11 protein-coding genes are annotated in these 12,863 nt (G+C 68.4%); 8 read left to right on the plus strand and 3 right to left on the minus strand.

What is annotated here, in order from left to right; all coding sequences use genetic code 11:
* Positions 1–154 precede the first annotated feature (154 nt).
* The 6 genes from fdnG to IAI53_RS13040 all read left to right on the plus strand — a co-directional run bounded on the left by fdnG (position 155) and on the right by IAI53_RS13040 (position 8,875).
* Positions 155–3,211, plus strand: a complete 3,057-nt coding sequence (fdnG, locus tag IAI53_RS13015) for a formate dehydrogenase-N subunit alpha (protein WP_187718613.1) — start codon at positions 155–157, stop codon at positions 3,209–3,211.
* Between the two features lie 12 nt (positions 3,212–3,223).
* Positions 3,224–4,111 carry a formate dehydrogenase subunit beta gene (gene fdxH, locus IAI53_RS13020; protein WP_187718614.1) on the plus strand — a complete coding sequence of 296 codons (888 nt, stop codon included), beginning with the start codon at positions 3,224–3,226 and terminating at the stop codon, positions 4,109–4,111.
* Positions 4,108–4,731, plus strand: coding sequence for a formate dehydrogenase subunit gamma (locus tag IAI53_RS13025; RefSeq protein WP_187718615.1), 624 nt, complete (start codon positions 4,108–4,110; stop codon positions 4,729–4,731). Before fdxH ends, IAI53_RS13025 begins: the two co-directional genes overlap by 4 nt.
* A gap of 193 nt (positions 4,732–4,924) precedes the next feature.
* Positions 4,925–5,857: a formate dehydrogenase accessory protein FdhE gene (gene fdhE / locus IAI53_RS13030; protein WP_187718616.1), complete on the plus strand. Its 933-nt coding sequence runs from the start codon at positions 4,925–4,927 to the stop codon at positions 5,855–5,857.
* Between the two features lie 48 nt (positions 5,858–5,905).
* Positions 5,906–7,309 carry an L-seryl-tRNA(Sec) selenium transferase gene (selA, locus tag IAI53_RS13035; RefSeq protein ID WP_187718617.1) on the plus strand — a complete coding sequence of 468 codons (1,404 nt, stop codon included), beginning with the start codon at positions 5,906–5,908 and terminating at the stop codon, positions 7,307–7,309.
* 189 nt (positions 7,310–7,498) lie between these two features.
* Positions 7,499–8,875, plus strand: coding sequence for an FAD-dependent oxidoreductase (locus IAI53_RS13040; RefSeq protein WP_187718618.1), 1,377 nt, complete (start codon positions 7,499–7,501; stop codon positions 8,873–8,875).
* Between the two features lie 20 nt (positions 8,876–8,895).
* On the opposite strand, the gene IAI53_RS13045 is transcribed toward IAI53_RS13040, so the two are convergent.
* The gene (locus IAI53_RS13045) at positions 8,896–9,813 is read right to left on the minus strand and encodes a YihY/virulence factor BrkB family protein (protein ID WP_187719434.1); all 918 of its coding nucleotides are present in this window, start codon (positions 9,811–9,813) and stop codon (positions 8,896–8,898) included.
* A 383-nt stretch (positions 9,814–10,196) separates the two neighbouring features.
* Between IAI53_RS13045 and IAI53_RS13050 the strand changes: the two genes are divergently transcribed.
* On the plus strand, positions 10,197–10,712 hold the full coding sequence (locus IAI53_RS13050) for a TlpA family protein disulfide reductase (protein ID WP_349771929.1): 516 nt from the start codon (positions 10,197–10,199) through the stop codon (positions 10,710–10,712).
* The gene (locus IAI53_RS13055; RefSeq protein WP_187718619.1) at positions 10,709–11,818 is read left to right on the plus strand and encodes a transglutaminase-like domain-containing protein; all 1,110 of its coding nucleotides are present in this window, start codon (positions 10,709–10,711) and stop codon (positions 11,816–11,818) included. The genes IAI53_RS13050 and IAI53_RS13055 overlap by 4 nt, the downstream gene beginning before the upstream one ends.
* A 61-nt stretch (positions 11,819–11,879) precedes the next feature.
* Here the strand turns inward: IAI53_RS13055 and IAI53_RS13060 are convergent, their stop codons facing one another.
* A complete protein-coding gene (locus IAI53_RS13060; protein WP_187718620.1) occupies positions 11,880–12,452 on the minus strand; it encodes a cytochrome b/b6 domain-containing protein in 573 nt (190 codons plus the stop codon).
* 66 nt (positions 12,453–12,518) lie between these two features.
* Positions 12,519–12,776 (minus strand): PepSY domain-containing protein, encoded by a 258-nt coding sequence (locus IAI53_RS13065; RefSeq protein ID WP_187718621.1) that lies wholly within the window; start codon positions 12,774–12,776, stop codon positions 12,519–12,521.
* Positions 12,777–12,863: the final 87 nt, after the last annotated feature.

Below are 12,863 nucleotides of genomic sequence, written 5' to 3' on the forward strand. Positions count from 1 at the left end.
GGGACAAAATGTCTCACCTGCAGACAGAATGTCCCGCTTTCCGGCCTGGGAATGGCCATTAACATACTGTTGCAGCAGGGTTTTCAGGGCTGGTATGCCCCTTGCAGGTATAGGGTGATTTTTTGTCCCAATAACCACAAGGGGGAGAGAGACCATGCACGTCTCCAGACGCGGATTCTTCAAGGTCTGCGCCGCGGGCATGACGGGCTCCAGCCTCGCCACGATGGGCTTCGCGCCCACCGCGGCCTTGGCCGAAGTCCGCCAGTACAAGCTCGCGCACGCGACCGAAACGCGCAGCATCTGTCCGTACTGCTCGGTGAGCTGCGGCACGCTGATCTACTCGATGGGCGACAAGTCCAAGAACGCCAAGGCGCGGATCTTCCACATCGAGGGCGACCCGGACAATCCGGTCAACCGCGGCAGCCTCTGTCCCAAGGGCGCCGGTCTGCTGGACATGGTCCAGAGCCCGCAGCGCCTGACCCACCCGGAAGTGCGCGAGCCCGGCTCCAACGAGTGGAAGCGCATCTCCTGGGACGAGGCCTTCGAGCGCATCGCCAAGCACATGAAGGCCGACCGCGACGCCAACTTCATCGAGAAGAACGACGCCGGCCTGACGGTGAACCGCTGGAACACCTTCGGCTTCCTCGCCAGTTCCGCCGCTTCCAACGAACCGGGATATCTCACCCACAAGGTCCTGCGCGGCCTTGGTGCGGTTGCGTTCGACACCCAGGCCCGCATCTGACACGCCCCCACGGTAGCCAGTCTGGCTCCGACCTTTGGGCGTGGCGCGATGACCAACCACTGGGTGGACATCAAGAACGCTGATCTCGTGCTGATCATGGGCGGCAATGCCGCCGAGGCGCACATTTGCGGCTTCAAGTGGGTGCAGGAGGCCAAGCAGGGCCGCAAGGCCAGGCTGGTGGTCGTCGACCCGCGCTTCACGCGCTCGGCCGCCGTCTCCGACTACTACGCGCCGATCCGCGCCGGTTCGGACATCGCCTTCCTGTCGGGCATCATCAATTACCTGCTGGAGAACGACAAGATCCAGCACGAGTACGTCAAGGCGCACACCAACGCGCCCTTCCTGATCGATCCGGAATTCGGCTTCGAGAACGGCGTATTCACCGGCTACAACCCGGAAAAGCGCAACTACGACAAGTCCTCCTGGCGCTACCAGATGGGCGAGGACGGCTACGCCAAGGTCGATCCGACCCTGCAGGACCCGAACTGCGTCTTCCAGCTGATGAAGAAGCACTTCGCGCGCTACGACGCCGATACCGTGAGCCGCATCACCGGCACGCCCAAGGATGCCTTCCTGAAGGTGTGCGAGATGGTGGGCGAGTGCTCGGTGCCCAATCGCACCATGACCATCATGTACGCGCTGGGCTGGACGCAGCACTCGGTGGGGTCGCAGAACATCCGCACCATGGCGATGATCCAGCTCCTGCTCGGCAACATGGGCATGGCCGGCGGCGGCATCAACGCGCTGCGCGGACACGCCAACGTGCAGGGCATCACCGACATGTGCCTGTTCGGCGCCAGCCTGCCGGGCTACATGCACGAGCCCACCGACGCCGAGCCGGATCTGGCCACCTTCATCGAAAAGCGCACGCCCAAGCCGCTGCGCCCCGGGTCGATGAACTACTGGGGCAACTACTCCAAGTTCTTCGTCAGCCTGATGAAGGCCTTCTACGGCCCCAACGCCACCGCGGCCAACGACTTCGGCTACGACTGGCTGCCCAAGCAGGACACCGCCTACGACACCCTGGCGATGTTCGAGCGCATGCACCAGGGGCGCATGAACGGCTTCGTCTGCCAGGGTTTCAACCCGCTGGCCTCGGTGGCGCACAAGGACAAGGTGTCCGCCGCGCTGGCCAAGCTCAAGTACCTGGTGATCATCGACCCGCTGGCCACCGACACCTCGGAGTTCTGGAAGAACTACGGCGAGTTCAACAACGTCGATCCGAAGCAGATCCAGACCGAGGTGTTCCGCCTGCCCGCGGCGCTGTTCGCCGAGCACGAAGGCACTTTCACCAACTCCGGCCGCGTCATCATGTGGCACTGGAAGGCGGCCGACGGTCCGGGCGAGACGCGCGAGGACACCGAGATCCTCGGCCAGCTGTTCACCCGCCTGCGCGCGATGTACGCCAAGGACGGCGGCGCCAACCCGGCCCCCATCCTCAACCTGCACTGGCCCTACCGCATTCCCACGCACCCGTCCGCCCAGGAACTGGCGCGCGAGATCAGCGGCTACGCGGTCAGCGACCTGGCCGATGCCAGCGGCAACGTCACGGTCAAGGCCGGCGAGCAGGTGGCGGGCTTCGGTGTGCTGCGCAACGACGGCTCCACCGCCTGTGGCAACTGGCTGTATTCCGGCATGTGGTCGCAGGCCGGCAACCTCACCGCGCGGCGCGACAACTCCGACCCGTCCGGCCTCGGCCAGACGCTCAACTGGGGCTACGCGTGGCCGGCCAACCGGCGCATCCTGTACAACCGCGCATCCTGTGATCCGAGCGGCAAGCCCTGGGATCCGAGCCGCAACGTGGTCAGCTGGAACGGCAAGGTGTGGGGCGGCAACGACGTGCCCGACATGCGGCCCAACGCCGCGCCGGAAGAGGGCGTGGGCGCCTTCATCATGACCGGCGAAGGCGTCGCCCGCCTGTTCGCCCCGGCCATGGCCGAAGGCCCCTTCCCCGAGCACTACGAGCCCTTCGAGAGCCCGCTGGGCAAGAACCCGATGCACCCGGACAGGCCGGAAGTCACCAGCAACCCGGTGGCGCGGGTGTACAAGGGCGACATGGAGCTGTTCGGCAAGGCCGACGAGTTCCCCTACGTGGCGACCACCTACCGCCTCGCGGAGCACTTCCACTTCTGGACCAAGACTTCGAAGATCAACGCGATCCTCCAGCCGGAGCACTTCGTCGAGATCTCCGAGGAACTGGCCGCGGAGAAGGGCATCCGCAAGGGCGACATGGTGAAGGTGAGCTCCAACCGCGGGCAGATCAAGGCCGTGGCGGTGGTCACCAAGCGCATCCCGGTGCTGAACGTGGACGGCCGCAAGGTCCACACCGTGGGCATCCCGCTGCACTACGGCTTCAAGGGTGAGACCAAACCCGGTTACATCACCAATACCTTGACGCCGTTCGTGGGCGACGCCAACAGCCAGACGCCGGAATACAAGGCGTTCCTGGTCGACATCGAGAAGGCATAAGGGGAGGCTCGCATGGCACTGCAATCGCTCGACATCGCGCGGCGCTCGGCGACCACCACCGAGACGCCACAGGCGCGTGACACCACACCGGTCGCGAAGCTCATCGACGTGTCCGCCTGCATCGGCTGCAAGGCCTGCCAGGCGGCGTGCATGGAGTGGAACGACATCCGGCCCGAACTGGGCAGCAACGTCGGCATCTACGACAACCCCCAGGACCTGGACGACAAGACCTGGACGCTGATGCGCTTCACCGAGGTGGAGGAAAACGGCAAGCTCGAATGGCTCATCCGCAAGGACGGCTGCATGCACTGCGCCGACCCCGGCTGCCTGAAGGCCTGCCCCGCGCCCGGCGCCATCATCCAGTACAGCAACGGCATCGTGGATTTCCACCAGGAGAACTGCATCGGCTGCGGCTACTGCGTGACCGGCTGTCCGTTCAACGTGCCGCGCATCTCCAAGGCGGACAGCAAGGCCTACAAGTGCTCGCTGTGCTCCGACCGGGTGGCGGTGGGCCAGGCCCCCGCCTGCGCCAAGGCCTGTCCCACCGGCGCCATCAAGTTCGGCGCCAAGGAGGACATGGTGCATTACGCCGAGGGACGGATCACCGACCTCAAGGAACGCGGCTACCAGAACGCCGGCCTGTACGACCCGCAGGGGGTGGGCGGCACGCACGTCATGTACGTGCTGCAGCACGCCGACAGGCCGTCGCTGTACGCTGACCTGCCGGCCGATCCGCAGATCAGCCCGATGGTGTCGCTGTGGAAGGGCATCGCCAAGCCGCTGGCCATGGTCGCTCTCGGCGCCACCGCACTCGGCGGCCTGTTCCACTACGTGATGAAGGGTCCGAACGAGGTCTCCAAGGAGCTCGAAGAGGAAATGGAGAAGGAGGACGCCAAATGATCCGCAATCCGCGCGACCTGCAACGCTATACGGCGTCCGAGCGGGCCAACCACTGGGTGGTGGGCATCTGCTTCATCCTGCTGGGTCTGTCCGGCCTGGCCTTCTTCCATCCGGCCTTCTTCCCGCTGGTGAACCTGTTCGGCGGCGGCGTCTGGGCCCGCATCCTGCATCCGTGGATCGGCGTGGTCATGGCGCTGTTCTTCCTCATCATGTTCTTCCGCTTCGCCGGCAAGAACCTGATGGGGGGAGCGGACTGGGACTGGCTGTCCAAGGTCGGCAAGATGGTGGACGGCAACGACCACGACATGCCGGAGCAGGGCAAGTACAACGGCGGGCAGAAGCTGATGTTCTGGGCGCTCACCCTGTGCATGGTGCTGATCATCGCCTCCGGCGTGGTCATGTGGCGCAGCTGGTTCGACTTCCCGGTCGGCCTGGTACGCCTCGCCGTGGTCGTCCATGCCGCCGCCGCAGCCTTCATGATCGGCCTGATCTTCGTGCATGTGTACGCCGCCATCTGGACCCGCGGCACCATCCGCGCCATGCTCTATGGCACGGTCACCCGCGCATGGGCAAAGCAGCACCACCGCGGCTGGTACCGCCAGATGACCGGCAAGAACTGACGCCACCGTGTGGCCTTCCCCGCAAGGGGAAGCCGACTACTCCTCCCCCCTTCAAGGGGGGAGGCCGGGAGGGGGGATGGGTTTCCATCGGGCAGCAACAGACGTTCTACCGCCTCACTGAAACCCATCCCCACCCCATCCCTCCCCTTGAAGGGGAGGGAGTGGTTTTTACCAGCACCACCGCAGAGACCGCATGAACATCACCACTCCATCCAGCCCCGCCAGCACCCTCAACCCCGGCCTCGAACCGCCGGCGGTGATTGGCCCGCAACCCGCCAGCGTCTTCGCCGACCGCGCGGCTCGCTTCGAACGCCTGGCCGCCGGTCACCCCTCGGGCGACTGGCTTGCCTTCCTCGCCCGCCTCACCCGGGTGCAGCATGAACTCCTGCAGCGTCACCCCGCGGTGGCGCTGCCCGATGCGGCGGCGCTCGAACAGGCCCGCCGCCACGCCATGCCGCCGCTGCCCGCCAACGGCTGGCGGCGCGATCCCGCTTGGCAACGCCATCTCGCCATCCTCGCCGACCGCCTGATGCCGGATGTGCCGGCGGTGCTGCAGCCCACCCTGATCGCGCTGGCCTCGGCCGAGGCGGGCGAGCTGGACCGCCTTGCCGACAGCGTGTTGCGCGCCGAGTACGACCCGGCGGACGCCGCGCGCCTGCCCTTCGTCGCCGCCGCGCTGCAGGTGTACTGGACCTGGATGGCCGCCCAGCCGGCGCTGACCGGCCTCGAACGGCTGGACGTGCCCGGCCTGTGCCCGTGCTGCGGCAGCCTGCCGGTAGCCAGCGTGGTGCAGACCGGGCAATACACCGGCGCGCGGTACCTGCATTGCTCGTTGTGCAACACCGAATGGAATCTGGTGCGGGTCAAGTGCAGTACCTGCGGCGAGGGCGACAAGGTCTCCTACCGGGTGCTGGAAGGCGAGGCCGGCCAGCAGGACCTGGTGCGCGCCGAAGTCTGCGACGACTGCCACAGCTACCTGAAGATCGTGCATCGCGACAAGGAAGCCACCGCCGACCCGGTGGCCGACGACCTCGCCACGCTGGCGCTCGACATCCTGGTGGACGAAGCCGGCTACCTGCGTGCCGGCCCCAATCCGCTGTTCGTTCCGGGAGGCGCCGGCGACTAGCGCGGCCCTCCTTCCGATCGACCTTGCTGCCCGGTCCGGGCGTAGGCCATGACGACACCCTCCCTCGCCTCCCTCCCCGCCGTGGACCGCCTGCTCGCCGAGCCCCCGCTCGCCGTGCAGGCGGCCACCCACGGCCGCCGCCTGGTCACCGACTGCGTGCGCGCCGAACTCGCCGCCGCCCGCGAGGCCATGCTGGCCGGCGCGGCGCTGCCGGACGTACCGGCCCTGCTGGCCGCCATCGAAGGCCGCATCGCCGCCGACACCCGCGCCAGGCTGCGCCGCGTGTTCAACCTCACCGGCACCGTGCTGCACACCAACCTCGGCCGTGCCACCCTGCCGGAAGAGGCCATCTCCGCCATGGTCGAGGCCGCGCGCCATCCCTGCGCGCTGGAGTACGACATCGACTCCGGCGGGCGCGGCGACCGCGACGACCTGGTCAGTGAACTGCTCGCCGAGCTCACCGGCGGCGAGGCCGCCACCGTGGTGAACAACAACGCCGCCGCGGTCTTCCTGCTGCTCAACACCCTGGCCCAGCGCAAGGAGGTCATCGTCTCGCGCGGCGAGCTGGTGGAGATCGGCGGCGCCTTCCGCGTGCCGGACATCATGAAGCGCGCCGGCGCCAAGCTGGTGGAAGTCGGCTGCACCAACCGCAGCCACGCGCGCGACTTCGAAGAAGCCATCACCGCGCGCACCGCCATGCTGATGAAGGTGCATACCAGCAACTACGCGGTGCACGGCTTCACCAAGGCGGTGCCGCAGGCGGAACTGGCCGCCATCGCCCACGCCCGCGGCCTGCCCTTCGTCGAGGACCTCGGCTCCGGCACCCTCACCGACCTGGACGCCTGGGGCCTGCCGCACGAGCCCACCCCGCGCGAGGCCATCGCCGCCGGCGCCGACATCGTCACCTTCTCCGGCGACAAGCTGCTCGGCGGCCCGCAGGCCGGCATCCTGGTCGGCCGTCGCGAGCTGATTGCCAAGATCAAGAAGAACCCGCTCAAGCGCGCGCTGCGCGTGGGCAAGATCACCCTGGCCGGGCTGGAAGCGGTGCTGCGCCTGTACCGCGACCCGGAGCGCCTGCCCGAGCGCCTGGAAACCCTGCGCCTGCTCACCCGCCCGCAGGCCGAGATCCTCGCCCAGGCCGAGCGCCTGCAGCCGGCCATCACTCAGGCGCTCGCCGGCTGGCCGCTGATCCTGACCGTGGAGCCGATGCGCTCGCAGATCGGCTCCGGCAGCCTGCCGGTGGACCGCCTGCCTTCGGCCGGCCTGGTGTGCCGCCCGCTCAAGAAGGGCGGTACCCTCAACCGTCTGGAGAAGGCGCTGCGTGCCTTGCCGGTGCCGGTTATCGGCCGCATTGCCGACAACGCCCTGTGGCTGGACCTGCGCTGCCTGCGCGCCGCGGACGAGGCGGACTTCGCCGCCCAGTGTGCCGTGCTCGCCCGCTGCGCAAAGTAATACCCCTGAATGCGTCCGGTCGCCCTTGCGGCGGCCGGGGCGCCGGGCATATCCGGCCGATCTGCGTATCGGCTGCCCGGACGGCGGCCCGCGTGCCGCCACCCTGCGCGACCCGCCCTGGCGGGTCGATTTAAACCCCGGCGGCTTCCGCACCGGGGTGGCTGATGTACTCATCGGGAGAAGTTACAGATGACCGAGCAACACAATTCCGCCCGCCGGCGCTTCCTGGCCGCGGGAGGCGGCCTTGCGGCCGCCAGTCTTTCCCTGCCCGGCCTGGCCCAGGCACCGCATCGCGCCGGCCCCGACCGCCCGCTGCCGCCGCTGATCGGGCGCGCCACCGACGTCCTGTTGCCGCGCGGGGCCAAGCGCCGCGCGGTGATCTGCGGCGGTGGCTGGGGCGGTGTCAGCGCCGCGCATCACCTGCGCCAGTTTGCCCCCGAGCTCGAAGTGGTGATGCTGGAGCGCAACCCGGTGTTCTTCTCCTGCCCGATGAGCAACAAGTGGCTGGTGGACGTGGTGGACACCCAGTTCCTCACCAAGGACTACCTCAAGGTCTCGGAGGCGCGCGGCTACCGCTTCATCCAGACCGAGATCCTCGAGATCGAGCGCGACCGCAAGCGCGTCATCACCTCGTCCGGCGCCATCGACTACGACTACCTCATCCTCTCGCCCGGCATCCGCTACAACTACGAAGCCTGGTTCGGCAACGACCGCCGCGCGGCCGATGCCACGCGGGCGCGCTTCCCGGCGGCCTACATCCCCAGCGCGGAACATTTCCATCTCAAGCAGGCCATCCACGACTTCAAGGGCGGCGACCTGGTGATGACGCTGCCGCCCCCGCCGCAGCGCTGCCCGCCCAGCCCCTACGAGCGCGCCTGCCTGATCGCCGCGCTGTTCAAGGCCAAGAAGCTCAAGGCGCGGATCATCATCCTCGACCACAAGGACGGCGTGCGCCCGATCGGCCCCGGTTTCCGCGCGGCCTTCGAGGAGCTGTACAAGGACATCATCACCTACGTGCCCAACGCCCATGTGAAGGAGGTCGACCCCTTCAACAAGCGCATCAAGACCGCCGCCGGCGACTTCGACTTCGACCACGCCATCCTGATGGCGCCGCACCAGGCCGGTGACCTGGCATGGAAGGCCGGCGTGGTCGGCCAGGCCTTCCAGGGTGGGCCGGACGGCTGGGCGGCGGTCGATCCGCTCTTCTTGCACGCCGAGAACGACAAGGACGTCTACGTCATCGGCGACGCGGTGGGCTACGTCTCGCCGCAGTTCTCCTTCTACCCGAAGGCCGGGCACGTGGCCAACCGCCATGCGCGCAGCGTGGCCTGGTACATCGGCGAACGCGAGGCCGGGCGCGAACCGTCCTACCGTCTGCCGGACAACCTGTGCTTCATGATGGTGAACAACGCGCCGCAGGAGGCGATCTCGGTCAAGTTCGAATACCGGGTCAACGCGATGGGCATCATCGAGCAGACCCAGACCGACTTCAACGAACGCAAGCCCGAGACCGTGGGCGAAGACTTCGAATGGGCGCGCGGCATCTACGAAGACATGTTCGGCTGAACGCGCGCGGGGGCGCCGCCTCAGTCCTGCGGCGGCGTCTCCTCGACCAGTTCGCGATGCACGCACACCGCGGTGGCGCGCGGCTGTATGCGCAGCCCGCGCGCTTCCACGTTGGCGCGGGTGAAGGCGGCGCCGAACAGCAGGATCAGCGCCGAATAATTCACCCACAGCAAGAGCAGCACCAGCGAGGCCGCCGCGCCGTAGGCCGAGGCCGCGCCGGTGGTCGACAGGTAGAGCGCAATCAGCGAGCGCCCGCCGACGAACAGCAGCGCGGTGACGAAGGCGCCCAGCCACACGTCGCGCCAGGCCAGCACCACGTCCGGCAGCACGCGGAAGATGGTGGCGAACAACAGGGTGACCATCACCAGGGACACCACCCCGTCCAGCGCCAGCAGCACCACGCCCGGCAGGGGGAGCCAGTCCTGGGCGAACACCACCACCGCGCGCAGCACCACGTTGAGCAGCAGCGACACCAGCAGCACGAAGCCGATGGCCAGCACCACGGTGAGCGACAGCAGCCGCCCCTTCAGGTAGATCAGCAGGCTGCTGCGGGTGGGGCGCGGCGCCACGCTCCAGATCGCGTTGAGCGAGTTCTGCATCTGCGCGAACACCGTGGTGGCGCCGAACAGCATCGCGCCGATGCCCATCAGCGTGGGCAGCAGGCCGCCGTCGTTCAGGCGGCTGCCGGCCACCGCGGTTTGCACCGCCGCCGCCGCTTCCGGCCCGATGGCCGACTCCAGCTGGCGAACGATCTCGCCGTGGGCGGCACTTTCGCCCAGCACCAGGCCGACGATGCTCACCGCGATGATCACTACCGGCGCCACCGAAAACACCGTGAAGAAGGCCAGCGCCGCCGCGTGGATGAACACCTGCGCGCCCAGCCAGCGCTGCACGGCCGTCCGCAGAACGCCGAACCAGTATTGCGCCCAGTATTTCATCGCCTGCCCTTGTGTCATGGTCCGGTCCATATAGCCCGGATTGTCCCGCAGCGGCAAGGGGCTGCGGCCCGTGCCGCGCGCGCCCGGCGGCGTTACCATTCGCTCCCTGCCCTCGCATCGCCGCATCCGCGGCGTGCGGCGCAGAGCACAGCATGCGCCCGGCTGCCCTTGTGGCAGGCGGGCACACCGGGCACATCCGGCCGATCCGCGTATCGGCTGCCCGGCCGGCGGCCTTGCGGCCGCCACCCAGACGGCCCGCGCGAGCGGGCCACACTTAAACCCCGGCGGCTTCCGCACCGGGGTGGCTCACCCATCGGGAGACACACCATGACTCGCTTCACCATCCTTTCGCGTCTGCCAACGATTCCGCCCACGCGACCACGGTGCTGAGGCTGCGCCGCGCCGTCCTGGCGCTCGCCTGCTGGGCCGCCATGCCGGCCGCAGTGTTCGCCGCCGATGCCCGGCCGCAGCCGGTCGACAGCCTGCCCGCCGCGCCGTCGGCGCTGCAGCGCGTGCTCGACGGCCTGCCCGGCCAGGTGGTGGTGGTGAACTTCTGGGCCAGCTGGTGCGAACCCTGCCGGGTGGAGATGCCCGGCCTGGTCGCCTTCGACGAAGCCGAACCGGGCATCGCCCTGGTCACCGTCGCGGTCGCCGACCGCGCGGCCGACATCCGGCGCTTCGTCGAGGATCACCTGCTCGATGGCCTTACCGTGGTCGCCGACCCGGACCAGTCCATCGCCCGCGCCTGGCGCGCCCGCATGCTGCCCACCACCTATGTGCTCGACGCCCGCCACCGGCCGCAACTGCGCCTGGTCGGCGAGGCCGACTGGCACGACCCCGCGCTGCGCGCGCGGGTGCGTGCCCTGCTGCCAAACGAATCGAAAGGAAACCCGCAATGAACCGTCGCAACTTCTTCAAGACCTCGGCGCTCGCCGCCACCCTGGCCTCGCCCTTGCTCGCCCGCGCCGCTGCGCCCGCCGCTGCCGCGCCCTTCGCCCCCTCGCCGGAGGCCGGCTGGCGGGTGTTCGAAGTCACCACCCGCATCGAGCCGCAGGCCGCCGACGGCGTGCTGCGCGCCTGGGTGCCGCTGCCCTCCATGCACGAAGCCGCATGGTTCCGCCCGATGGGCAACCTGTGGCAGGGCAACGCCGCGTCCATGCAGCTGATGCGCGATCCGGTCTACGGTGCCGAGATGCTGGTCGCCGAATGGGCGCCCGCCAGCGCCGCCCCGGCGCTGGAAGTGGTGAGCCGCTTCGCCGCGCGCGACCGCGCCACCGACTTCGCCCGCCCGGCCGCCCAACCGCTGGCCCTGCCCGCCGCCCAGCAGGCGCTCTACACCCGTGCCACCGAGCTGCTGCCCACCGACGGCATCGTCGGCGACACCGCGCAGGACATCACCCGCGGCCTCAAGGGCGACGAGGATAAGGCCCGCGCGATCTACGAATGGGTCGTGGACAACACCTTCCGCAACCCCGCCACCCGCGGCTGCGGCATCGGCGACATTGCCGCCATGCTGGAATCCGGCAACCTCTCCGGCAAGTGCGCCGACCTCAACGCCCTCTACGTCGGCCTGGCGCGCGCCGCCGGCCTGCCGGCACGCGACGTGTACGGTGTGCGCGTGGCCGACTCGCGCTTTGGCTACAAGAGCCTGGGCAAGAGCGGCGACATCAGCAAGGGCCAGCACTGCCGCGCCGAAGTCTTCCTGGAGCGCTTCGGCTGGGTGCCGGTGGACCCGGCTGACGTGCGCAAGGTGGTGCTGGAAGAGCCCCCCGGCAAGCTCGCCCTGGACGACCCCAAGGTGCTCGCCGCCCGCAAGCAGCTGTTCGGCGCCTGGGAGATGAACTGGATGGCTTACAACGACGCCCACGACCTCGCCCTGCCCGGCAGCCAGAACGGCCCGGTGCCCTACCTGATGTACCCGCAGGGCGAGAGCGCCGCCGGCCGCCTGGACAGCCTGGACCCGGCCGCTTTCCGCTATGTGCTGACCTCGCGCGAGATCGTCTGAGGCTTCTCCGCTCCACCTCGCCCGGCGCTCGACGGCAGACCGTAGAGCGCCGGGCGTTCTTTCAGGGCGCGGATCGCCGGCCCCGCAATGGAGACGGGGCGCGGGTACGTTTGACGCCGGTGATCATCGCGCCGACGAGGTTCACGCCCTCCAGCCGGCTCATCACGATGGCGGCTGCGCCGTGGATGGCGGCAAAGCCGATCAGCACGCTGGCCAGCACTTCGTGCAGTTCCTGCACCCAGTCCTCGCCCCAGAAGGCGTCGGTGGTCTGCAGGAACCCGCTCACGCCCACGGCTGCGACCAGCGCCAGCAGCGCCAGCATCATGACCGCGCCAAGCGGGTTATGGCCAAGATGGTGATCGTGCCCGCCCGCGCGCAGGCGGGAGAGATGGGCCGACAACCGTGACGGGGTGGGCATGAAGCTGGCGAAGCGGGCGTGCTCGCTGCCGATGAAACCCCAGACGATGCGGGCGGCAACCAGCGCGCCGGCGAGGTAACCCAGCCACTGGTGCAGGGTTTCCCCGTCGTTGAGCATGAAGTAGTTGATGAGCACGCAGCTCACCAGCGTCCAGTGGAAGATGCGGACGAAGGGGTCCCATACGCGGACAGCCTGGGGCGTCAGGTTCGAAGACATCGGTCGGGCTCCGGTGGCGCCGGCGGCCGGGCGTATCGCCGGTGGCCGCCAGCAGGCGTCGAATCATTACTTGCGCTCGAGCTCGGCGCCGGTTTCCGGGTCGAAGTAGATCTCCACCTTCTTGCCATCCTTGTCGAAGCCGTAGATCTCGTAGCAGTTGCCCTTGGTGACCTTGAAGTTCTTGATCTTGTAGCCCTGGGTCTCGAGGCCGGCCTTGAACTTGTCCTGATCCATCCACTTCTCCTTCGGCGCATTGCAGCTCGGGCCGGCGAACGCGGAGGTGGAGAGAATGGCGATGCTCAGGGCGGCGAGAATGCGGTTCATGCGAAACTCCTATGCTCATGGAAAGCGTCGGTCCGACGCGGGACGGCAAGTACACAGGAGCAAGCTGAAAGGAAGCTGAAGGCGGGC

The organism is Thauera sedimentorum (assembly GCF_014489115.1).
GTDB classification, from domain to species: Bacteria; Pseudomonadota; Gammaproteobacteria; order Burkholderiales; family Rhodocyclaceae; genus Pseudothauera; species Pseudothauera sedimentorum.